The organism is Acetobacter sp. (genome assembly GCF_047723915.1).
Taxonomy (GTDB): Bacteria; Pseudomonadota; Alphaproteobacteria; order Acetobacterales; family Acetobacteraceae; genus Acetobacter.
On sequence record NZ_JBDOBQ010000016.1, the window covers coordinates 35,111 to 56,701 of the forward strand.

The following is a 21,591-nucleotide window of genomic DNA, read 5'->3' on the forward strand; positions in this document are numbered from 1 at the left end:
TGCCCTGTCGTGGTGCGTGGGTGCGTTCCGGCGCGGAACGCGTCATGGCGGGCGGATTGCGCTCTCTTGACCACCATTAATTTCATGATTAATGTAAGTATTACTTTCATAAAATGTGAAAGTAATAAGCCGCTACCATGCGGCGGGTAAGGGTGCGCGGCCGATGCGAACAGAAGACAGAAAGCTGACGGCGCTGGCATCGCGGGGTGGCCTGTGGCTGGGCGTTGCAGTCGCCCTGAACGGTGCGGCCGGTGCGGTGCTGGTACTGCAACTGATCGTTCTGGCCCGCATTGTCGATGACCTGACCTTCAAGGCTTATGGTTTCGGCGGGCAAACCCGCCACCTGATGTGGATGATGGCCCTGCTGGCGGTGCGGTGCGTGCTGGTCTGGCTGGCCGACATGGCGTCGGTCGCGGCGGGCATGAAGGTTGTCGCCGCGTTGCGCGCGGAGGTTCTGGCCCATCTTCTGCGGGTGGGGCCGCTCGGTATTGCAGGCCGTGGCGCGGGCGAAACGGTGACAGCCCTGGTCGATGGTGTGGACGCGCTGGAGCCGTATATCGCCCATTATCTGCCCCGTGCCGCGATGATGGTGGTCATGCCCCTTATGGTTCTGGCCTGCGTGGCCGGGCTGGACGGCTGGAGTTTCCTGATCCTGGCGGTGACCGGCCCGCTGGTTCCCCTGTTCATGGCGCTGGTCGGTTACAGGGCGCAGGCGATCATGGACCGGCAATGGACCCAGTTGCTGCTGCTGGGCGCGGGCTTTCTCGATTTTCTTCAGGGGCGGACAACGCTGCGGCTTTTCGGCCATGCGCGGCAGGCCGTGGCGGTCGTTGCAACCATGGCCGACGGCTACCGGCGCACCACCCTGTCGGTCATGCGGGTGGCTTTTCTGACATCGGCTACGCTGGAGTTTTTCGCCAGCCTGTCCATAGCTCTGGTGGCGGTGGTGTTCGGGTCACGCCTGCTGGCTGGCCATGTGGACTTTTACACGGCTTTTCTCGTCCTGTTGCTGGCGCCCGAATATTTCATGCCGTTGCGGGCGTTTTCGGCCAGCTATCACGCACGCCAGAACGCCGCCGTGGCCATGCAGCGCATTTCCGCTCTGCTGGTCTTGCCCGAAGCCCCGGTGGCGGACATGGCCCCCCTTATGGCGGCGGGGCAGATCCCGATCGCCCTTGTCGCGTGCCAGGGGGTTTCGGCCGGGTATGGCGCGGGCGCTAACGCGGTTCTGGAACATGTGTCCTGCCAGTTTTCGCGCGATGCACTGACGGTGCTGGTGGGGGAAAGCGGTGCGGGCAAGACCACCCTGATGCGCCTTGTGCTGGGTCTGCTCTCACCCGGTGCCGGGCGGATCGTCGCATGCGACGGTGCCGGGCGGGAGCTTGAAGGGGGCTGGCACGACCGGATCGGCTGGGTGCCGCAGCACCCCTGCCTGCCCTGCGGCAGCATTGCCGATATCCTGCGTCTGGGTGCGCCCGATGCGGACATGGCCCGGCTGCGCATGGCTGCCGCCCAGGCCGACGCCCTGTCGTTTATCGAGGCCATGCCCGACGGGTTCATGACTTGTGTCGGCGAACGCGGCGCCCGTCTTTCTGGCGGGCAGGTGCGGCGTCTGGCGCTGGCGCGCGCACTGGTCCGCGACCCCGCGATCCTTGTTCTGGATGAACCCACGGCCGGTCTGGACCCGCGCAGCGAGCAGCGCGTGACAGACACCATCCGGCGCTGCGCAAGCGGGCGGATCGTTATTGTCGCCACACATCGGCAGATGCTGGTGGATGCCGCCGCCCAGGTTCTCGTGGTCGAAAACGGCACCCTGCGCTGCCAGCGGGGCGCGGAAAGGGTCGCGGCATGAAACAGGGGCTGGGCCTTCTATGGCCGGGCGGGCCAACAGGGCGGCGCATGCTGCTGGGGCTGGGGCTTGCGTGCATGGCCGCGCTGGCCAATTTCGGCCTGCTGTTTCTGTCCGGCTGGCTGCTTGCCGGGGCTGCGGCTGCCGGCCTGGCGGGTTTTGCCGCCAGTAGCGCCTTTAACATGGCCCTGCCTGCGGCGGCTGTGCGCTTTCTGGCGAGTGCGCGCATTCTGGCCCGCTACGGGGAGCGGGTTGTCACCCACGACGTAACCCTGCGGCTGGTCGGCCAGATCCGGGTCTGGAGCTTCGGGCGGCGTGTCATGCTGGCGCCGGCACGCGTGGCGGACCAGCGCAGTGGCGAGCAGCTTTTCCGCTTTGTCTCCGACACGGAAAAGGTCGGTCATGCCTATCTGGATGTGGCAGTGCCCTGCGTCACGGCTGCCATCTGCGGGCTGGTCTGTGTGGGTATAACCGGTTTCTTCGTGCCGCTTGCCGGGGGTGTGCTTGCCATGGGGTTGCTGGCCTGCGGTGTGGGCCTGCCACTGGTCGCGGGCCACCTGTCGGACCGGGCCACGGCCCGCATCGCCCCGCACCAGGACAGGATGCATGGCGATCTGGTGGAAATCCTGCAAAGTCTGGACGAGATCGCGTTTCTGGGCGCGGGGGACGCCATGCGGCAGCGCCTGCAAAGCCGGCAGACCGCAATCCGGCGCGCACGCCTGCAACTGGCCGCGATAGAGGCCGGAGGGCGGGCACTCGTGGGGCTGCTGGCAGTGTCGACCGCCATCGGTGTCATGGCCTGTGCCGCCACGGCCCGGCAGCATGGCCTGCTCTGCGCGACCTCCCTGCCCATGCTCGCACTTGGTGCGCTGGCGGCGTTCGAAACAGTCGCACCGCTTGCCGCCGCACGGCAGATGGCGCGCCACGCGCTTCTGGCGGGCAAACGCATTCGCGCGCTGTGCCCGCCAGCCCCCCCGACAGCCAAGGCAATGCCGATACCGCCTGCCGCGTCGCTGGACCTGGAACTGCGTCAGATCGGCATGCGCTATGCGCCGCACGAGCCATGGGTCCTGCGTCATGCCGATCTGACCATAAGGCAGGGTGAACGGGTCGCGCTCGTCGGGCCGTCGGGTGCTGGAAAAAGCACGATCATATCGCTGCTTTTCGGCTTCAATGCGTATCAGGAAGGCCAGATGCGTTTCGGCGGTGTGGATGCGCGGGTGCTGGATGCCGCCGCCCTGCCCGAAATGGTTGGCGTGCTGTCGCAGGATGCGCATCTGTTCCAGGGCAGCATTCGCCGCAACCTGGCCATGGCGTGCCCCATGGCGGATGAGGCCGGAATGTGGGCGGCACTGGAAACGGCCCAACTGGCGTCCTTCGTGCGCGACGCGCCTGACGGGCTGGACACACTGGTGGGCGAGGCGGGGCTGCGCCTGTCGGGCGGTCAGGGCCGACGCCTTGCGCTGGCATGCGTGCTGCTGCGCCGCCCGCGCTGGCTGATCCTTGACGAACCGACCGAAGGGCTGGACCCCGTGACCGAGCGCGCGGTGATGACAGCGCTGCTGGCCGCCCTCCCGCCGGATGCGACGGTACTGTGCATCACGCATCGCAGGGCGATCCTGCCCTTTCTGGACCGGACGGTGGAGATCGTGGACCGGCGTTTCCAGGACAGCGCGACACCCCGCGGGAGGCCGCGATGACATGACACGGATCGCGTGCCGCACGGCACGACACCGCCCCGACCGGATAACGCTCGGGCCAAACTGCAAAGATCAGGAGTATTGATCGTGGACCTTATCAACCCGGACGTTGTCGATCTGTCGCGGTTCCAGTTCGCGCTGACAGCGTTGTACCATTTCATGTTCGTGCCGCTGACACTGGGACTGACCTTCATGCTCGCGGCGATGGAGACGGTGTACGTCGTCACCGGTCGGCAGATCTACAAGGACATGGCCCAGTTCTGGGGCAAGCTGTTCGGTATCAATTTCGCCATCGGTGTTGCAACCGGCATTACCATGGAGTTCGAGTTCGGCACCAACTGGTCCATGTATTCCCGTTTTTTCGGGGATATGTTCGGCACCCCCCTGGCTATTGAAGGGCTTATGGCCTTTTTCATGGAATCCACTTTCGTGGGGCTGATGTTTTTCGGCTGGGACCGGCTGAGCCGGCCTGCGCATCTGGCGGTCACCTATCTGGTGGCATTGGGGTCCAACCTTTCAGCACTGTGGATACTTGTGGCCAATGCCAGCATGAACATGCCCGAAGGCGCGCATTTCGACCCCGAGACCATGCGCATGCAGTTCGACAGCGTGGTGAAGGTCATCTTCAACCCCGACGCGCAGGCCAAGTTCGTCCATACCTCGGTCGCGGGCTATGTCTCGGCGGCCATGTTTGTCATGGGTATCAGCGCGTTTTATATCCTGCGTGGCAGGAACAGGGCATTTGCCGCACGCTCCTTCCGTATGGCGGCACTGTTCGGCATTATTTCCACCGTGGCCGTCATTACGCTGGGTGACGTGCTGGGGCGGCTGGACTACGAACACCAGCCCACCAAGATTGCCGCGATCGAAGGGCTCTGGCACACCAGCAGGCCGCCGTTCGAGCCCTGGCTGGCCTTTGCCCTGCCCGATGACGCAAAGCAGGAAAACCACCTCGAAATTGGCGTGCCTTTCGTGCTGACACCGCTGGTGACCCATGCTTTCGACACGCCCATTACCGGCATGACGGAACTGCAGGAACAGGCCGGCCCGCGTATTGTTTCGGGTATTCAGGCCCTGTCGGCGCTGCGCCATTACGGGCAGGGGCACGATCCGGCGGATCTGGCGCTGTTCAGGGCGCATGAGGCCGATATGGGCTTTGGCTTCCTGGCCATGCAGCACGCCCCGAACCAGGACGTGACAGCCATTCCGGCCGACCAGATGGACCGCGTGGTGCAGCAGACCAAACCCGATATCCTGCCCAACGTGTTTGTCACCTTCTGGTCGTTCCGGATCATGGTGTTCCTGTCATTGTGGTTTTTCGCGCTTTTTGCGATTTCCGCCTATGTCAGCCTGAAAAATCAGCTCGAACGCAACCGCCTGCTCCTGAAACTGTGCATGTGGTCGATCCCGCTGCCCATTCTGGCGACCGAATTCGGCTGGATTACCGCCGAGGCGGGCCGCCAACCCTGGACGGTGTTCAACCGGCTGCCCACCTTCCTGTCCGCGTCCAGCCATGGCGTGGGCTACATGGTCTTTTCTCTGGCCGGGTTTGCGCTGCTTTATTCCGCCTTTATCGCGGCTGAACTGTTCCTGATGTTCAAATACGCCCGCCTGGGCCCCGACCATGGCGCGCATGGAGAACACGGCAGCCCTGCACATGTCGTGCCCGAACGGAAGGATGCGTTTTCCGTCGCATCCTCCCTGTCATCGTAAGGGAGTGTTGTAAAAATGGAGACGTACGCAATTCTCAAGCTGGTCTGGGCCGGTATCCTGGGCGTCCTGTTCATCGGGCTGGGTGTCATGGTGGGCATGGACATGGGCGTGGGTACGCTGCTGCGCTTTGTCGGTCGCAATGACGGGGAACGCCGCACGGCGCTGAACATCATCGGCCCGCACTGGGATGGTAACCAGGTGTGGTTCATCCTTGGTGGCGGGGCGATTTTCGCCGCGTTTCCGACGCTGTATGCAACATCCTTCTCGGTCTTCTATGTTGTCATGATCACGCTGCTGTTCAGCATGATCCTGCGCCCCGTCGCTTTCGAATACCGGTCCAAGGCCGACAGCCGGCACTGGCGGGCCGGCTGGGACGTGGCTTTTCTGGTGTCCGGGGCGCTGCCCATGTTCATCTACGGTGCGGCCTTCGGCAACGTGCTTGAAGGTGTGGGCTATCATTTCGGCTGGACCGGCCAGTATTATCAGGATGAATCCTTCCTGTCCTACCTGGTCAACCCTTTTGCGATCCTGTGCGGGCTGATGTCTGTCGCACTCAGCGTCTATCAGGGTGGTGTCATGCTGATGCTGCGGTCGGAGGAGCCGATTTATGGCAGAGCCCGGCGTTATGCGATGCGGGGCGGTCTTGCCGCTGTCACGCTGTTCGTGGGGGGTGGTGTCTGGATCAGCCGCCTGAACGGTTTCCGGTTGATCGAGGGGGCGCCGGGCATGCCCGCCAACCCGATGCAGGGGCAGCATGTGGCTGTCACGGCTGGTGGCTGGCTCCTGAACTTTCAGGCCCATCCGGCCCTGTGGCTCATTCCGGTGCTGGGTGCGGCCTGCATGCTGTCGGGCACGCTGATGGTGCGGGCCTGCCACCCGGTCATGGCCTGGTGGATCGGTGTCGGGTCATGGGTCGGCACGATTGGGACTGTCGGGGCGGCCATGTTTCCCTTTCTCATGCCATCGGCCACCACACCGGACCAGAGCCTGACTATCTGGAACAGTACCGCCAGCGCCTACGGGCTGACCTGCATGCTGGTTGTTGCCGTGATTTTTGTGCCGGTCATCCTGTCCTACACATCGTGGTGCTATTACGTCATGCGCGGCAAGGTCCGGACCGCTGACGTGATTCACGACACCCATAGCTACTGAGGACTATGTCATGAGCATCATACGTCTTGCGGGTCTCGCCGTTGTTCTGGTCATCGCGCTGCTGTTCGCCGTGTTCGTGGGGGACCAGGGGCCATGGTATTTTGCCTGGGTGGTGGGTACGGTGATGATTATCCTGATCGCCGGCGCGGGCGCCATTCTGCTCGACGCCCAGGATGAACACGCGACAGGAAAGGACAACTGATCATGATGGGTGACCTGGAACGGATCATCTTTTTTATTCCCGCGCTTTATCTTGCGGTTTATTGTGTGGCGGTCTTTTTCGCGCGGCGCCTGCTGCCCTGAAAAACGTTACCTGAAAACCGCAGCCCGGAGCATGGCAGATGAACTGGACACATGACATTCAGGCAACCTGCGGTGGCGCGCTGATCGGTCTTGCCGCCGCGGTGTTCCTGCTGCTGAACGGGCGCATTGCCGGTATCAGCGGCATACTTGGCGGTCTTGTCGGTCCACGCGACGGCAGGACCGGTGCGAACGTCGCGTTCATCGCGGGGCTTGTGGTGGCGGGACCGCTGTACCGTGTTCTGGCCGGGCACTGGCCAGAGGTTCATAATGCCGCGACATGGCCTGTGCTCGCGCTTGCGGGCGCGCTGGTGGGGGTCGGCACACGGTTGGGGTCAGGCTGCACCAGCGGGCACGGGGTGTGCGGTCTCGCACGGCTGTCACCGCGTTCGATCGTTGCCGTCATCACCTTCATGGCGACGGCCTTCGTGACGGTCTTTGTTACCCGGCACGTGCTGGGGATTCTGCCATGACCATAATTGTAGCCCTGGGTTGCGGTCTGCTGTTCGGCATGGGTCTTGTCCTGTCGGGTATGGTCGACCCTGCAAGGGTGTTGGGTTTTCTTGACCTTGCGGGGGACTGGGACCCAAGTCTTGCTTTCGTGCTGGGGGGTGCGGTTGCGGTCTCGTTTCTGGGGTATCGGCTGTCCCGGCATATGACACGGCCGCTCTGCGCCAGGCAGTTTTATCTGCCCACCCGGACCGCGATCGATGCGCGGCTGGTGGGCGGCGCGGCGGTGTTCGGTATCGGCTGGGGGCTGGTGGGTCTTTGCCCCGGCCCCGCCATTGTTTCGTGCGGGCTCGGGCAGGGGGGTGCCGCTGTATTTGTCGCAGCAATGATAGCGGGTATGTGGACCGTGCGATGACCACCCGTGGTCGCCGCACCTGCGACGGCGCGATGTCGGTGCATGGCGGCGTGGTGGCGGCAGGTCCGCGGGCCTGTCCCCCGCGTTTTACCATGCCTGCCAGTCCGGCTCCCGCGACAGGGCCTGCCGTGCGATGGCCTTGGCCGTGGTGGCGACCTGCCAGGCCAGCGAACGACCGTTGATTTCAGGGCGCGCCACGGGCGGGCACCCGAAGCTGGATACCATCTTGGCTGTTTCTACAGAATGATAGCTGTCGAAATCGAATGTCAGGTTTCTGGCATGGGCCATTTCTATGCATTTCCAGAGCAGCAGCAGGTTGGCCCCGCATACCCCGCTTTGCCGGTCCCGGGTTGACTGCCAGAAATACGCCGTCCGACTGCCCCAGACCATAATGACCGAGGCCACGCATTTTGTTCCGTCCCAGGCGCTGAGCGCTGCTCCTTGTCCGCGTCGTGTGCATTGCTCGAAAATCCGCTCCAGTATTGTAAAATGATGCGTATTGCCCGAAGCCGCGCGTTCCCGGTGCGACAGGGCGATAAAATTGGAAAGTGCTATATCCTGCGTAATTTCAAGCCTGCGCCCGGCCGAGCGGATCAGGTTGCGGCTTTTCTGGTCGCAGTTGTGCAACGTCTGTTCAAGGCTGAACCCCGCGGCCAGCCGGAAGGTGAACTGCTGACGCACCTGGAGCCCGGCCAGTGAAAACCCGAACGGTGTTTCGTCCTCCGGGTCCAGCATAAGGCGCAGGCTGTCATAGTCGGGCAGGCGGTCGACCAGATCCCCTACAAGGGTGCGGATGTTGCGTTGCCGCCTGAACGGCCCCGACTGTGGCAGCGTGAGTTCGGGGCTGAGTGTGCGGGTGTACGGTGGCATGGCAAGGGTAGTCAGGCCGCGTTTTCTTGACGGGTATACGGGCAGCGCGATCCGCATGTTGCCATCGCGCCGGACCTCGATCATGTCGTAGCGACCGCATGTAGCGCTATCCCACCACCATGTTTCGCTGAACGGGTCCGGTTTGGGCGGCGGGGCTGTGTCCGGTACGGTAATGCGTGGTGTCTTGCTGTAGGCCTGCGGGTCAAGCTTGCGAACGCTTCCCGCAAAAAGGGTGTGATCCATGCCATACGATCCTGATGATGTTCTGAAAACCTGATTGGCCGTCTATTGTGTTTCCTGCATGATCTGGTGCGGGGCCGGGTGCTGCGTGGCGGGCTGCGGCGGTGTCGCGACTGACATCTGGGCAACCAGCGCGGTCCGGCGGAGGGTGGCGGCCATTGTCTGCAACAGGCCGATCCGCGCCACGGCTGCGACCAGCAGGGCGATCAGCAGGTAAAAGTCGAGATATTCCAGTGTAGGGCTTGAAAGACACGCGGCGATCAGCCCGCCGATCAGGGCGGGCAGTACGCCTTCTATCACCATGCGTTCCGGCCCGGGCGGGACAGCGCGCCGCGCTCTGACTGCCGCGCGCAGCAGCGTCATGTTGAAGATCATGAGCCCGAACCCGCCCACCAGACCGGTATTGGACAGGATTCCGGGCAGCAGGCTGGATGCGCGGTTGCTGCCCCAGCCCACCCCCAGCCCGTAGGTCTGTGCGACCAGCGCCAGGGAATCCCGGTCTACCTGTGAGCGATCCTGGTAGGACTGGCTCTGTTTTTTATCGGCCGTGGACTCGTAAACGAACTGGACCGCAGGCACGACCTGTGGCGCCAGTGTCACCACCACCAGAACCCCGAACCCCAGCACCACCGCCCCCCCCATCAGCAGGCGCATGATATTGCCCAGCAGCCTGTTCGCGCCACTGGCCAGCGCCGCCAGCGGCAACAGGCACAGCCCCGCTGCCACGGTAATGAACCCGGTGGTGGAAGTTGTGCAGGCCAGCGCCAGGGCGGAAGCGGGAATAAGCCATTTGGCCTGCATGGTCCTGTAGCCGTTCAGCACGATCCATACGCTGGAGAACAGCACTTCGCTCAGAAAGGTCGCGCAGGCCGCCGGTTCGGAGAACGAGGCGTTGATGCGTGGCATCGGCCCCGCGGTCTGGGTCTTGAGAACCGACCACCCGGGATTGGAATAGAAAAACGTGTCAGGGTAGGGCACGCCGGCCAGCCGGTGGGCAAGCTGCCACAGGCAGATGACGACAACGCACCACCCCCCTAATAAAAACGTGCGGTACAGCCGGTCGATATGCACGTCGCTGCGGGTCAGGAACCGGGCGGCAATGACCAGAAAACTGGCGTTGACGATCAGATAGATATCCTGGGAGATATTGCCGAAACTGGGTGCCAGCAGCACGCGCCCGCCCACCGAGTCCCCCTTTTGCGGCCAGACCATGACCTCGTTCATGAACAGGCGCGGCATGACGATCGACCCCAGCAGCGCCCAGGTCACGACCAGCAGGAAGGGAAAACACAGCGCCATGACAGCCCTGTCGCCGGGATAGCGCACGCCCATGGCCCATTGCAGCGCCACATAGCTCATGAACGCCATGGCGGGCACCATGGTGGGCTGCACGCCCAGCCCGCCCAGCACCAGTGCCGCGGCCGCGGGCAGGATACCCGCCAGCATCAGAACCTGGAGTATTCTGAAAGGATGTGTCCACAACAGCAGGCAAAGCGGAAACAGAATCATCCCGACTATTGGAACCGTCATTGCGTGTCACCCCTGGCGTTGCTGTCATGTCTCCCGTATGTGGTGTTTATGCGTCGCAGCCCGCCTCCACCCCGAACGGGCGCAGGTCGTGCAGGGCCTGCTCGACCACGCGCAGCATGGACTGGCGAAAGGCGGCCTGCGAAAAACGCTGGGCATTGGCGCGGCAGGCCTGCGGTGTCATGCGTGTTTCCAGTTTTTCAAATTCCGTGACGGCCGCCATAATGGCTTCGACTGTCTGCTGGTCGAAAAAAACGCCGGTGGGGCCGCCGTTTTCGTCGGTGTCGCGTACAATATCGCGTGCGCCGCCACGACCCAGAACGATCAGCGGCGTGCCGCAGGCCTGCGCCTCCACCATGGCAATGCCGAAATCCTCCTCCGCCGCGAACACGAAGGCGCGGGCCTCGCGCATCATGCGCAGCACCTCGGCGTCGGATATGCGGCCGTGCAGGATAATATTGGGGGCATTGGCGGCAAGGGCTGCAATCCGCTCGCGCTCGGGGCCGTCACCCGCCACATGCAGCACCTTGCCGGGCATGCGTGCGAAGGCCTCCACCACCAGGTCCACCCGCTTGTAGGGTACCAGCCGCGAAATGACGGCATAGTCCCGGCGCGTGTGGTCCGTGCCGTTGAAGCGTTGGGTATCCACCGGCGGGTAGACCACGCTGGCTTCGCGCCGGTAGACTTTTCTGATCCTGCGGGCAATATAACTGGAATTGGCGACAAACACGTCCACTCCGGCGGCGGAGCGTACGTCCCAGTTGCGCAGGCGGTGCAGCAGCCAGCGTGCATACAGCCTCCGCAGGCCGCGCTGCATGCCGCTCTGGCGCAGATAGGCGGCCTGCATGTCCCACGCATAGCGCATGGGCGAATGCACGTAGCAGACATGCACCTGGTCCGGCCCGGTAATGACCCCCTTGGCGCAGGCATGGTTGCTGGAAATCACCAGATCGAACCCCGCCAGGTCGAGCTGTTCGACGGCAAGCGGCATAAGGCCCAGATAGTTACGAAAATGGCGGCGTGCAAAAGGAAGGTTCTGGATAAAAGTCGTATGGACCGCCCGCCCGCCCAGCATGGCGCGTTCGCTTGCGGGCATGAAGTCCACAATGGCGAACAGTTCGGCCTGCGGGAACAGGATCAGCAACTGTTCCACCACCCGTTCCGAACCGGCATAATGCTCAAGCCATTCATGCACGATGGCGACACGCAGGGCCTTGTGGACCTGTCCCGCCGGACGGACAACATTCATGGTCTGCCTCTCTGCTTGGCCGCGTCCGCAGGGGCGGCGCGGTGGCAAAAGACGCGTGCCCTACAGGTTAAGAGACTGGACGTTACCGATATTTTCGGGCATCAGCAGAACTCCGGCGTGCCACCTACAGGACATTGATCTTTGGCTCTGAAAACACAGCAGGACACCTCGACCCACACACCCGTCGCTCCAGCGCGCCCCACCCCGCCGGACCGCCTGCGAAGTGCGCGCGGTATCGTGATCGGGATCATACTGGGCCTGGTGCTGTGGGGTGTGCTGATCGCGGCTTTCCTGCTGTTCAGGTAAACGCCTGAATTCTTTAAAAGTGCCGTTCGTAAATTTTGATAACGTCACCCGGCTTCACATAATCGTAGGGTTTCAGATACCCCACGACCGTATGTCCCCCTTCCTGACGCGCGACATAGGCCCGGCTTTCCAGGGCGCGGTAGGTAAACCCGCCCCCTGCCGCCACCGCGGTCAGCAGGGTCATGCCCGGCTGGTACGGATACTGCCCCGGTTTTGCCACCTCACCCAGCACGGATACCAGGCGGTAGGCCGTGATCTCGACCGAGACACTGGGTTCACGCAGCATATGGGCGGCCTGGAGCGCCTTGGTGACCTCGGCCGCGAACTCCTCGGTCGTCAGCCCGGCCGCCTGCAGGCTGCCCGCTACGGGAAAAGCGACCTTGCCAGCACTGTCCACCCGGAAGTCGGACGTAAACTGGTCCTGTTCATACGTCATGACGCGAATTTCATCATCGACGCCCAGCCGGTACTGGTGGGGGTCATATGGCGGCACGGGCTTCAGGCCCGACCCGGGGGCACAGCCTGCAAGCAGGCCGCCAATGGCGCCCATCATGACCGACCGCCGGAGCAGGGCGGAGCGGCTGGTTCCTGAACAGGTCGTCGGCATACGTCGTATCCTCCTGTCATGATCTTTGTACAAGAACGCGAACCAGATCGCCTGTATGCGTGGACTACAGGGCCAGATGCAGCCTGACCATGACGGCGTTCACCGGGAAACTCCCGCTGCCGACCGTGTTCTGACTGCTGAAGTCGTAATTGGCCGACAGGCTGATATGCCGGTTGATCCGCCATTCAGCACCCGCACCCACGCCATAGAACGTCTGATTGTTACGTGCCTGATAAAGAGTTGTGTTTTCTAGAAAGCTCGGAGCGGCGGGATAGTTCGCTTTCTGGATCTGTCCGTAGGCAGAAAAAATGATATTGCGCTGATAGGCGTGCCTGACGCCGATCCGCGCACCGGTAAACGTATATCCCACCACATTTTCGAACGCGCTGTCCTCGATCCCGTGGCGCACGCTTGCGCTCACGGTTGTCAGTCGCGTGGGCAGCCAGGTCAGCTCGCCCTCCGCGATCGGGGAATTGATGACACTGTAGGCCCCCGCCCGGTACCGCCGCGTCTGGTACCCCACCAGGGCACGGAAACGGACCGGCCCCCGCTGGCCGAAATCGTACCCCGCCAGAATGGCCGCACCGTTGGAATCGCGCGAGGGCGCGTTGTCGATACGGTTCTGGTAACGGATTTCCGTGCCCTGCAGGACAAGCAGGATATGGCTGTCCTGCCGCAGTTCGTACTGCGCCGTCACCCCTTGCGAAATCAGCACGCGGTCACGGTAGCTCTGGGTGGGCTGCAGGGCGGAGGGGGTAAAATAGTCGAAATGGTACCGCTGGATTCCCCCTTGGGGAATAAAGCTCAGCCGCCCGTGGGTTGTGGCGGTGTAGCTCGCCCTTATGTCGTCCACCTGGTAGGGCACGGGCCGGCTCATGACCAGGGCGCCCAGATCCGTCGGGGTCTGGACGAGGGAGAGATGGGTATAGGCCGCCCCGATCGTGTCGTGCCCGAAATCATGCACCCCGCCCAGATTGGCGGTCCAGTTCGTGCGGTTCTGGATCCCGCGGGAGGGGTAGCGTGTGTCGTCCACACCGATCGCGCCATGCACCTGGTCGCGCTGGCCCCAGCGGGCCACGGCGGACAGGTTCGCCTGGGTCGACACCACGGCACTGGAATGCCCGCCGACCAGACGGTCGACGTTGCTGTTGTAGCCCTCCCCCTCCGCGGCGTCCGCGTCGATACGCAGCGGGCCGAAGCGCTTGCCCAGCGGGGCATAGGCCTCATTCACGCGAATCTGGGCGGGTTCCTGTTCCAGGTCGCCCGCACCGCTGCCAATGGCGGGGAAATAGTTGTCGATAACCTGAGCACATGCGCTGTGGGCCAAAAAAAACTGGGCTGGAGCAGTCAGGCTCAGCCCGATGACCATGAATTTGCGCACTGGCATGTCCTACCAATCAGTCATCGAAGGGATGGATGAAAGAAGCCGTTTTTTAAAAAGCTTCTTTATTTTTTCTGTTCTTTTCCCGTGTTTGGCGGGGTGGTCGGCTATGCTTGCCCGGTTATACGTCCGTTCAGGTTGCCGGTCCCCCACCATGAGCGATAGTGGCACGCTTCCCCGGCAGGCTGGATGTCACGTTTCCGTGATCTCAGAAAAAAGTTTTTTTTAACCTTTGGAGAAACTTGGATTGCGGCTGCCACGTATAGGGGCTGTCAGGGCCAGACAGACGGGCGGAACCGGCGGTTCTTCCTTCTGTCCCGGCCGGGCAATCCAAATCCCACAGACACTGTCTCTGCATTTCTGTCATCACGGAGCATATCATGGGTGCCCAGGTTTCTCACGCGGCAGTCGGGCCGGCTATCACGACCCTCTCCTACGAGGGCGCCCCGATGCATGACGGCGATGATTTTGCTGTTGCGGCCAAATCGCTGCGGCATATTCACATCTCCTGTGTGACGGGACTTCTTGCCGCAGACTGCGTTGCCGCAATTCTGGCCGTGGGGGCGGAGGGCATCGTGCTGGGCATGGGCAGCCAGGACCACCCGCAGGGATTTTTTCCGTATTCCGTGCTGTTTGCAGTCATGGTCGGGTATTTTCTGTACCAGCGCCATTACACCGACCGTTTGCCGTTCTGGCGTGAATCGGCGCAGGTCATCGGCGCTTCCGTGGCGGCGGGCTGTGTTTTCACGGTTCTGTCATGGCCTGCGCTGCCGACGCTTGCAGGGCTTATGCCGTTCATACTTTTTCCCATCATCGACCTGACATTGCGGCAGGCTACCAAGCGTTTTCTGCACCGATGGGGGTTGTGGCGCATTCCCGTGCTGCTGGCCGGCGAACCCGAGGCCTGCGCCCGCGCCATAGAAATTTTTTCGTCCGAGCGCTTTCCCGGCCTGCGTTCGGTGGGGTGTGTGTCGTCCTCGCGCCTGCTGGACATGCCCGGCCCGTCCCTGCAGCGCATGCTGCTGGCACGCCACGGGGCTGCGCGGCTGCTGCTGGTGATCGACAGCCACGATTTTCATGGTCAGGCCGTGATCGAGCATATCGCACGGACCCGTCTGCCATTTTCTCTTATGCCCCCGCTGGGTGGCCTGCCGCTGGATTACGGGTGCCAGTCCTATTTCAGCCATGACGGCATGGTCATGTCCTTTCGCAGCAGGCTCGACAGCCCGCTGCATCGCGTGGCCAAGATCGCGCTCGACCTGTTCGTGGCGTCGCTGGTCCTGCTGGCGATCCTGCCGGTTCTGGTGGTGGTGTACGGTCTGGTCCGTCTGGATGGTGGGCCTGCGGTGTTCGGGCATGTGCGTGTGGGGCGCAACGGACGGCCGTTCCGGTGCCTGAAGTTCCGCACCATGGGCGTGAATGCCGATGCCGTTCTGGCGGACCTGCTGGCGCGCGACCCGCAGGCGGCGGCGGAATGGGCCGCCACCCGCAAGCTGACAGCCGACCCGCGTGTCACGCCCATCGGCCGGATCCTGCGCAAGACCAGCCTGGATGAACTGCCGCAGGTGTTCAATGTCCTGCGCCTGGAAATGAGCCTTGTCGGCCCGCGCCCGATCGTTGCGGCGGAGGAGGTGCATTACGGCAAGGACATGGCGTACTACACCGCCACGCGTCCGGGCATTACGGGGCTGTGGCAGGTCAGCGGGCGGAGCGACACGTCCTATGTGCGGCGCGTCCAGCTCGACAACTGGTACGTCCGGAACTGGAGCCTGTGGCGCGATATCGTAATCCTTGTGAAAACCGTACCCGCCGTTCTGGCGCAAAAAGGCGCGCGGTAAGTCAAACCACCCCGCACACCGGTTCTTTTTCGGAGGACGCATGTGATGACGACGTTGCAACTGCCATCATCCTACACCAATGCCCCGCCGGACCCGATGGCGGGGCAACATGTCTCGCCCCTGCATGCCTTTACCATCATGAACCGCCACCGGCTGGCCATGGGGGCGGTGGCGCTGGCCATTGCCATACCGGCGGGGATCGGGATTTTTTCGCTCAAACCCTATTATAATGCGTCATCCATCCTGATCGTGGGGACGCGGCAGGCACCTTTTCGCGACCTTCAGGCGACCGTGTCCCAGACCGATGTCGATACGGTGGCCGTCAACAGCGAAGTCAGCATCCTGCGCAGCCCCGCCATTGCCAGTGCTGTGGTGCGTAAACTGGACCTGACCCATGACCCCGTGATCCGCGCGGCGATGGAAAACGTGTCCCTGCCACGGCGGATCATCAATACGGTCACGGGCTTTTTCGTGCATGCCCCGCCAGCCCCCCCGCTGACGGAGGAAGAGCGCGTGCAGGCCGTGGCCGGTCTGCTCGACCACTGGGTGACCATCCTCAATGACGGGCGCTCCTATATCATTACCATTACCGCCAGTACGGGCACGGCGCAGACCAGTGCGCGGATCGCCAATGCCTATGCCGACGTTTATCTCGACTTCAAGCGGCACATGAAGGTTTCCGCCACGTGGCAGGCCAATGCGCTGCTGGACGAGCAGATCGCCCCCCTGCGCGAACGTCTGCGCAAGGCGGAACAGGCGGTGCAGGCGTTCCGTGAGAAAAACGGCCTGATCGCAGCCGAGCTGGAACGCGCGCCCATGGGCAATGGCGCCAATGGGGATGGCGGGGGCGGCACGGTCACGGACCAGCAACTGACCCAGATGAACCACGAGCTTATTCTGGCCCGCGCCGACCTGGAAGTACGCCGCGCACGGTATGACGAGGTCAGGAACGCGGTGCGCAACGGCAGTCTGGACAGTATTCCCGATGCCGTGTCCTCGCCCCTTATCCAGCAGCTTCAGGCGCAGGAGGCCCAGATCAGCAGCCGCGCGGCAAGTCTTGGGCAGGTGATGATGGACGGCAACCCCACCTTGCAGTCCACCCGGGCGGCGGCGGCACAGGTCCGCAGCCGGATCGCGGCGGAAGTCCAGCATATTGCCAGCAGTGCGGCCAAGGAACTGGCCAGTGCTGAGGCGCGCGTCAAGGCGCTTTCCTCGGCGGTGGACAAGTTGCAGGAACAGGTGACAGCCGAGAACGAGGCCGATGTGACCCTGCGCCAGCTCCAGAGCGAGGCCACGGCGGCGCGCACCGTCTATCAGGATTATCTGGGCCGTTTTGCCCAGACTTCCACCCAGGCGGAACTCCAGGTCGCGGAAGCGGAGCTGATTTCGCGCGCAGCCCCCCCGCTGGAGGCCTCGGGCCCGCCACGCAAGCAGTACATGGCCATTGCGCTCCTGTTCTCGCTCATGGCCGGGGCCGGGGCAGCGCTTGTCATAGACCGCACGCGCAAAGGCGTGCGCAGCACAGCGGAGCTGGACGCCATTCCCGGCCTGTTCGCGCTTGGGCTGGTGCCCGCCTTTACCGGCTCGCTGGTGCGGCAGTACACCGGGCGGCACCGTTCGGTGTACCTGGAAACCGTGGAATCCATCCGCAGCGTTCTGTCGTTCGGCCATAGCCGTTTCCGCGCCAAGGTGGTGCTGGTGACATCGGCCGAACATGCTGAGGGCAAAACTACCTTCGCGCTCTCTCTTGCCGCCAATACGGGGCGGGGCGGGCAACGCGCGCTGGTGATCGACTGCGATATCCGCAACCCGTCGGCCATGCGTGTCATGGGCGCGCTCAGCGTTCCCCATGACAGCCAGATGCCCGTGGACCCGCTGCTGGTGGGGCTGGAACGCGACGTGCTGCCGGGCGTCGATATCCTGACCCCGGCGGGCATGGCCCAGCGCGAAGGCCGGGCCATGCTTTCCCCCGAGGAAGTCAGGCGTATTCTCGCCCAGGTCAGTTCGCAATACGACCTGATCCTGCTGGACACCCCGCCCGCGCTGGCTTTTCCTGATGCGGCGGTGCTGTCACGGCTGACCGATGGCGTGGTGATGGTGGTCAAATGGGGGCACACGTCGGCGGCAACACTGGTGCAGGCCATGCGCACGCTGCACAGCTACGACGCCCGCACTCTGGGTGCCGTTCTGACACAGGCCCCGCAGGAGGGGCTGGACGAGGCGGAGCAACATCCTTTCCGGATCTATAATCATTACGGACTGCTGCCACGGGGCTGAACATCATGCACGACACCAGCGTTGTGGCGGAGCCGGTCATTTACGTGAATGGCCGCTTCATGACCCAGCCGCTCAGCGGCGTGCAGCGTTTCGCCCTGGAAATCAGCCAGGCGCTGGCCCGTATCAGCCGGGCCGACGGTCAGGCCGCGCCCATCATGCTGACCCCCGCCGCCCCGTGCGAAAATGCAGCCCAGGGGCAGCCCGTGTGTCAGCCCGTGGGGCATGCCGCCGGGCCGTCTGTAGGCCAGTCCGTGGGCCAGTCGGCGGGTTATGCCATGGAGCAGGCCCGTCGTGTTGTGGGCACCCGGCGCGGCCAGCTCTGGGAACAGGTCGACCTGCCGGGTGCCGCAAGGCATGGCGTGCTGCTGAACCTTGGCAATACCGGCCCCCTGTGGGGCGGTCCCCGGATTGTGATCATTCACGATGCGGGGGTTTTCAGCCAGCCCGGATCGTATTCGTGGAAATTCCGCCTTTGGTACAAAGTCCTGCACAGGCTTTTGCGCCATACGCGTACACGGCTGGTCACGGTTTCGGCGTTTTCGCGCATGGAACTGGCGAAATACCTGCACATCAGCGCGGACCGCATTGCCGTCATCAGCGAAGGGGCGGAGCATATTGCCGACGTCGCGGCCGATCCGTCCATTCTGGCGCGTTTTGGCCTACACCCGCAGCGTTTTGTGCTGGCGGTGGGGAACCTGGCCCCCCACAAGAACCTCGCCCGGCTGGATGCGCTGGCCCGAGCCCTTGCCGCACGGGGCATTGCGCTTGTCATCAGCGGTAGCGTGAATGGCGCGGTATTCAATGCCCGCGGGGGGCAGACGCTGCCCAGCCCGGCTATTTACGTCGGGCGTGTGACCGATCGCGAATTACGCGCGTTATACGAGGCAGCGGCCTGTTTCGTGTTCCCGTCGCTGTATGAAGGTTTTGGCCTGCCCCCGCTGGAGGCCATGGCCTGCGGGTGTCCGGTCGTGGCGGCGGATATCGCGGTCCTGCACGAAATCTGCGGGGCGGCGGCTCTCTACGCCGACCCGACCGACCCCGACGCGATCGCCCGCGCGGTGCTGGATGTGCTGGACACACCCGCCAGTGCGCGGGACATGCGCGCGGCGGGCAAGGCGCGGGCCGCGAGTTTTACCTGGGACCGGGCGGCGCGGTCCCTGCTGGATGTGGCAAGGAGCCTGACCCCATGACCCGCCTGTTTCTGGCACGCTTTTTTCTGGCCCACCGGTTTCTGGCCCGCCCGTTTTTGGCAAACCTGCTTACGGCAGGCTCATCTGCGTCATATGCGGCAGGTCCATTGGCGGCAGGGCTGGGCGTGGCCCTGTGCCTGCTGCTGATGGTCCCGTCCGCCCATGCGGATGACGACCCGGACAACCCGCCGCGTTCGGTGTGGTGCAGCATAGGTGATCAGGGCAGCCAGAGGCTGTTCATCAGCAAACCCTCGCGTCTGCCGCGCACATCGCGCATGGCGGTGTATACCTATGGTGGCCGGTTTGCCCGTACGGTCAATATGCGGTTTGGCATGCATGTCGGGATAGAGGGCAGTTACTGCCACGCGTTTTCCACACCGCACCGGGCCGCCATGGCCCATGCCGCCCTGGTGGCGCGCATGGCGGACCAGAATTTCAAGATCGTATCGGTCGGCATTTTCTGACCCTGCGCCACGGAGGCCCGTTCATGTTGGAGCAGTATTCCGCCCCTTTGCGTGTTTTTGTGCAACTCAGTTACGGATACGGGGCCAGCGACTGGAACGCCCGGTGGAACAGGGGCGAAATACCCGGCATTAACGAACCCTACGCCTACGGGTATTATCGCGCCGCCGGGCCTGACACTGTTGTCGTGCAGTCGGAAGACCGACGCGAGAATTTTTTCTCGCGCATGCTGCGGTACGGCGTGCGGCTGGTTGCGGGGTTCGACTTCATGCAGGCCTGGCGTAATCGGGAGGGCATTCTCTCGGCCGACGTGGTCTGGACCCATACGGAAGCCCAGGCCCTTGCGGTGCTTGCACTCTACCAGTTGACACCCTGGGCCGCGCACCCCCCCCTGATCGCGCAGAGCGTCTGGCTGATGGACCGTTGGCCGCATGAACCGGTATGGCGCAGACTGCTGATGCAGCATCTGTTGTCCAGGGCGGATATGCTGACTTTTCTCTCCCCCGAAAACATGAAGCAGGCCCGCAGCATTTTTCCCGGCAAAAGGCTGGAGTGGGTGGCATTCGGGATCTGTGCCGACGCCATGCCCCAGCGTAAGCGCGCCCCCCGCCCGGCCGGTGCCCCCATACAGGTCCTGTCCGTGGGCAATGACCGCCACCGCGACTGGCAGACCCTGATCGACGCCACCGCCCACCTGCCCGGCGGGGCGGCCTGCGCGCTGACAGTCGCCACCGCGCGCTCCATCCCCACCCCGGCCCACGTGACCCGCGTTGCCGTCACCCATAACGACGACCTGTTCGCCCTGTATGACCGGGCCGATCTTGTGGTGGTGCCGCTGGGTGAAAACCTGCATGCCTCGGGCATTACCGTGATCGAGGAGGCAACGGTGCGCGGCCTGCCGGTCATTGCCACGGATACTGGCGGGTTGCGCCATTATTTTGACGACCGGTGCGTGAAATACGTGCCCGTGGGGGATGCGGCGGCCCTGGGGCAAGCCATTGTAGCCCTTGCGGGCGATCCCGCCCTGTGTGCCGCCATGGTGGAGCGCGCACGCGCGCGCATGCGCACGGACCTGAATTCCCACGCCTATGCGCAACGCCACCTTGCCCTGTCGCACGAACTGCTGGCCCAGCAGGCGCAGGGGTTGGTGGTGGAAAGCAGCACCGTCATGCAACAGGCCCGCGCCATGAAGATTACGGTGGGGATCGCCACCAGTGGCCGCCCCGCCATCCTGCGCGAGACGGTGGCGGAACTCCAGCGCCAGACCCATGTGCCTGCGCGGATCATTGTCTGCGCCCCCACGCCCGAGGATGTGGCGGGCCTGCCGGATGCCCCCAATCTCAGCATCGTGCAGGGTGCGCGCGGGCTGGCCGCCCAGCGCAATGTCATTCTCGATCAGGCGGGGGATGCGGATCTTGTCGTGTTTTTCGATGACGATTTCATTCCAGACAGGGCCTACCTGGCCCAGTGCGCCAATGCGTTCGCGGGCAACCCCGATATTGTGGTGGCCACCGGCCGGGTTCTGGCGGACGGGGCCAAGGGGCCTGGGCTGAGCGTGGCGGAAGCCCGCGCCATTCTGGCCGATCCCGGCAGCAATCCTGTGGCGGGCCTGTCCGTGGTGCGGCCTACATGGAGCGCTTACGGCTGCAACATGGCCTATCGTCTGTCCACTATCCGCGAGGCCGGGCTGCGTTTTGACGAACGCCTGCCCCTTTACGGCTGGTATGAGGATATCGACTTTTCCCGCCGGGCGGGGGCTTTGGGCCTTATCGCCTGTGTCAACGGGGCGCGGGGCGTGCATCTGGGCAGCAAGCTGGGGCGCACGCCGGGCCGTAAGCTGGGTTATTCCCAAGTGGCCAATCCGCTTTATCTGGCGGGCAAGGGGTCTTACCCGCTCGACCATGCGCTGCGCAGCATTGCGCGCCACCTTGCCATGAACACGCTGCGCAGCCTGTGGTCCGAACCCTATATTGACCGGCGTGGCCGCGTGGTGGGCAACTGGCTTGGCCTGCGCGATGCGGTGCTGGGCCGCATAAAGCCCGAAAACATCCTGAGCATGTAAGTC

The 21,591-nt window shown here is 63.7% G+C and carries 18 protein-coding genes; 13 read left to right on the forward strand and 5 right to left on the reverse strand.

Annotation, left to right across the window (positions count from 1 at the left end; genetic code table 11):
• The first annotated feature begins 163 nt into the window (after positions 1-163).
• The 7 genes from cydD to ABF990_RS09845 all read left to right on the forward strand — a co-directional run bounded on the left by cydD (position 164) and on the right by ABF990_RS09845 (position 7,579).
• Positions 164-1,852, forward strand: a complete 1,689-nt coding sequence (gene cydD, locus ABF990_RS09815; RefSeq protein ID WP_415500123.1) for a thiol reductant ABC exporter subunit CydD — start codon at positions 164-166, stop codon at positions 1,850-1,852.
• Complete coding sequence (gene cydC / locus ABF990_RS09820; RefSeq protein WP_415500122.1) at positions 1,849-3,549, forward strand: thiol reductant ABC exporter subunit CydC; 1,701 nt, start codon at positions 1,849-1,851, stop codon at positions 3,547-3,549. Before cydD ends, cydC begins: the two co-directional genes overlap by 4 nt.
• An 87-nt stretch (positions 3,550-3,636) precedes the next feature.
• Positions 3,637-5,262, forward strand: a complete 1,626-nt coding sequence (locus ABF990_RS09825) for a cytochrome ubiquinol oxidase subunit I (RefSeq protein WP_415491907.1) — start codon at positions 3,637-3,639, stop codon at positions 5,260-5,262.
• Positions 5,263-5,277: 15 nt separating this feature from the next.
• Positions 5,278-6,414, forward strand: coding sequence for a cytochrome d ubiquinol oxidase subunit II (gene cydB, locus ABF990_RS09830; RefSeq protein WP_415500121.1), 1,137 nt, complete (start codon positions 5,278-5,280; stop codon positions 6,412-6,414).
• A 10-nt stretch (positions 6,415-6,424) separates the two neighbouring features.
• Positions 6,425-6,616 carry a hypothetical protein gene (locus ABF990_RS09835; protein WP_415491909.1) on the forward strand — a complete coding sequence of 64 codons (192 nt, stop codon included), beginning with the start codon at positions 6,425-6,427 and terminating at the stop codon, positions 6,614-6,616.
• A gap of 139 nt (positions 6,617-6,755) precedes the next feature.
• Positions 6,756-7,187, forward strand: a complete 432-nt coding sequence (locus tag ABF990_RS09840) for a YeeE/YedE family protein (protein ID WP_415491910.1) — start codon at positions 6,756-6,758, stop codon at positions 7,185-7,187.
• On the forward strand, positions 7,184-7,579 hold the full coding sequence (locus tag ABF990_RS09845; RefSeq protein ID WP_415500120.1) for a DUF6691 family protein: 396 nt from the start codon (positions 7,184-7,186) through the stop codon (positions 7,577-7,579). Before ABF990_RS09840 ends, ABF990_RS09845 begins: the two co-directional genes overlap by 4 nt.
• Before the next feature lie 87 nt (positions 7,580-7,666).
• On the opposite strand, the gene ABF990_RS09850 is transcribed toward ABF990_RS09845, so the two are convergent.
• The 3 genes from ABF990_RS09850 to ABF990_RS09860 are packed head-to-tail and all read right to left on the reverse strand — an operon-like array spanning position 7,667 to position 11,465.
• A complete protein-coding gene (locus tag ABF990_RS09850; protein ID WP_415500119.1) occupies positions 7,667-8,692 on the reverse strand; it encodes a GNAT family N-acetyltransferase in 1,026 nt (341 codons plus the stop codon).
• A gap of 42 nt (positions 8,693-8,734) precedes the next feature.
• Positions 8,735-10,219: a hypothetical protein gene (locus ABF990_RS09855; RefSeq protein ID WP_415500118.1), complete on the reverse strand. Its 1,485-nt coding sequence runs from the start codon at positions 10,217-10,219 to the stop codon at positions 8,735-8,737.
• A gap of 46 nt (positions 10,220-10,265) precedes the next feature.
• Positions 10,266-11,465, reverse strand: coding sequence for a glycosyltransferase (locus ABF990_RS09860; RefSeq protein ID WP_415500117.1), 1,200 nt, complete (start codon positions 11,463-11,465; stop codon positions 10,266-10,268).
• Between the two features lie 141 nt (positions 11,466-11,606).
• Between ABF990_RS09860 and ABF990_RS09865 the strand changes: the two genes are divergently transcribed.
• Entirely contained in the window at positions 11,607-11,771 is a 165-nt protein-coding gene (locus ABF990_RS09865) for a hypothetical protein (RefSeq protein WP_415491915.1), read from the forward strand.
• Positions 11,772-11,784: 13 nt separating this feature from the next.
• Here the strand turns inward: ABF990_RS09865 and ABF990_RS09870 are convergent, their stop codons facing one another.
• Entirely contained in the window at positions 11,785-12,378 is a 594-nt protein-coding gene (locus ABF990_RS09870; protein WP_415491916.1) for a polysaccharide biosynthesis/export family protein, read from the reverse strand.
• Positions 12,379-12,442: 64 nt separating this feature from the next.
• Positions 12,443-13,765 (reverse strand): outer membrane beta-barrel protein, encoded by a 1,323-nt coding sequence (locus tag ABF990_RS09875; RefSeq protein ID WP_415500116.1) that lies wholly within the window; start codon positions 13,763-13,765, stop codon positions 12,443-12,445.
• Positions 13,766-14,139: 374 nt separating this feature from the next.
• Between ABF990_RS09875 and ABF990_RS09880 the strand changes: the two genes are divergently transcribed.
• Genes ABF990_RS09880 through ABF990_RS09900 form a run of 5 tightly spaced genes read left to right on the forward strand, consistent with a single transcriptional unit; the run spans position 14,140 to position 21,588 of the window.
• The gene (locus ABF990_RS09880; RefSeq protein ID WP_415491918.1) at positions 14,140-15,597 is read left to right on the forward strand and encodes an exopolysaccharide biosynthesis polyprenyl glycosylphosphotransferase; all 1,458 of its coding nucleotides are present in this window, start codon (positions 14,140-14,142) and stop codon (positions 15,595-15,597) included.
• 45 nt (positions 15,598-15,642) lie between these two features.
• On the forward strand, positions 15,643-17,874 hold the full coding sequence (locus tag ABF990_RS09885) for a GumC family protein (RefSeq protein ID WP_415491919.1): 2,232 nt from the start codon (positions 15,643-15,645) through the stop codon (positions 17,872-17,874).
• A 5-nt stretch (positions 17,875-17,879) separates the two neighbouring features.
• Positions 17,880-19,064: a glycosyltransferase family 4 protein gene (locus tag ABF990_RS09890; protein ID WP_415491920.1), complete on the forward strand. Its 1,185-nt coding sequence runs from the start codon at positions 17,880-17,882 to the stop codon at positions 19,062-19,064.
• Positions 19,061-19,528, forward strand: coding sequence for a hypothetical protein (locus ABF990_RS09895; RefSeq protein WP_415491922.1), 468 nt, complete (start codon positions 19,061-19,063; stop codon positions 19,526-19,528). Before ABF990_RS09890 ends, ABF990_RS09895 begins: the two co-directional genes overlap by 4 nt.
• Positions 19,529-19,551: 23 nt before the next feature.
• Positions 19,552-21,588 carry a glycosyltransferase gene (locus tag ABF990_RS09900; RefSeq protein ID WP_415500114.1) on the forward strand — a complete coding sequence of 679 codons (2,037 nt, stop codon included), beginning with the start codon at positions 19,552-19,554 and terminating at the stop codon, positions 21,586-21,588.
• Positions 21,589-21,591: the final 3 nt, after the last annotated feature.

Coding starts and splice junctions, on each gene's coding strand:
- cydD (WP_415500123.1), top strand. CDS start 164: ATGCGAACAGAAGACAGAAAGCTGACGGCGCTGGCATCGCGGGGTGGC.
- cydC (WP_415500122.1), top strand. CDS start 1,849: ATGAAACAGGGGCTGGGCCTTCTATGGCCGGGCGGGCCAACAGGGCGG.
- cydB (WP_415500121.1), top strand. CDS start 5,278: ATGGAGACGTACGCAATTCTCAAGCTGGTCTGGGCCGGTATCCTGGGC.
- ABF990_RS09835 (WP_415491909.1), top strand. CDS start 6,425: ATGAGCATCATACGTCTTGCGGGTCTCGCCGTTGTTCTGGTCATCGCG.
- ABF990_RS09840 (WP_415491910.1), top strand. CDS start 6,756: ATGAACTGGACACATGACATTCAGGCAACCTGCGGTGGCGCGCTGATC.
- ABF990_RS09845 (WP_415500120.1), top strand. CDS start 7,184: ATGACCATAATTGTAGCCCTGGGTTGCGGTCTGCTGTTCGGCATGGGT.
- ABF990_RS09850 (WP_415500119.1), bottom strand. CDS start 8,692: ATGGATCACACCCTTTTTGCGGGAAGCGTTCGCAAGCTTGACCCGCAG.
- ABF990_RS09855 (WP_415500118.1), bottom strand. CDS start 10,219: ATGACGGTTCCAATAGTCGGGATGATTCTGTTTCCGCTTTGCCTGCTG.
- ABF990_RS09860 (WP_415500117.1), bottom strand. CDS start 11,465: ATGAATGTTGTCCGTCCGGCGGGACAGGTCCACAAGGCCCTGCGTGTC.
- ABF990_RS09870 (WP_415491916.1), bottom strand. CDS start 12,378: ATGCCGACGACCTGTTCAGGAACCAGCCGCTCCGCCCTGCTCCGGCGG.
- ABF990_RS09875 (WP_415500116.1), bottom strand. CDS start 13,765: ATGCCAGTGCGCAAATTCATGGTCATCGGGCTGAGCCTGACTGCTCCA.
- ABF990_RS09880 (WP_415491918.1), top strand. CDS start 14,140: ATGGGTGCCCAGGTTTCTCACGCGGCAGTCGGGCCGGCTATCACGACC.
- ABF990_RS09885 (WP_415491919.1), top strand. CDS start 15,643: ATGACGACGTTGCAACTGCCATCATCCTACACCAATGCCCCGCCGGAC.
- ABF990_RS09890 (WP_415491920.1), top strand. CDS start 17,880: ATGCACGACACCAGCGTTGTGGCGGAGCCGGTCATTTACGTGAATGGC.
- ABF990_RS09895 (WP_415491922.1), top strand. CDS start 19,061: ATGACCCGCCTGTTTCTGGCACGCTTTTTTCTGGCCCACCGGTTTCTG.
- ABF990_RS09900 (WP_415500114.1), top strand. CDS start 19,552: ATGTTGGAGCAGTATTCCGCCCCTTTGCGTGTTTTTGTGCAACTCAGT.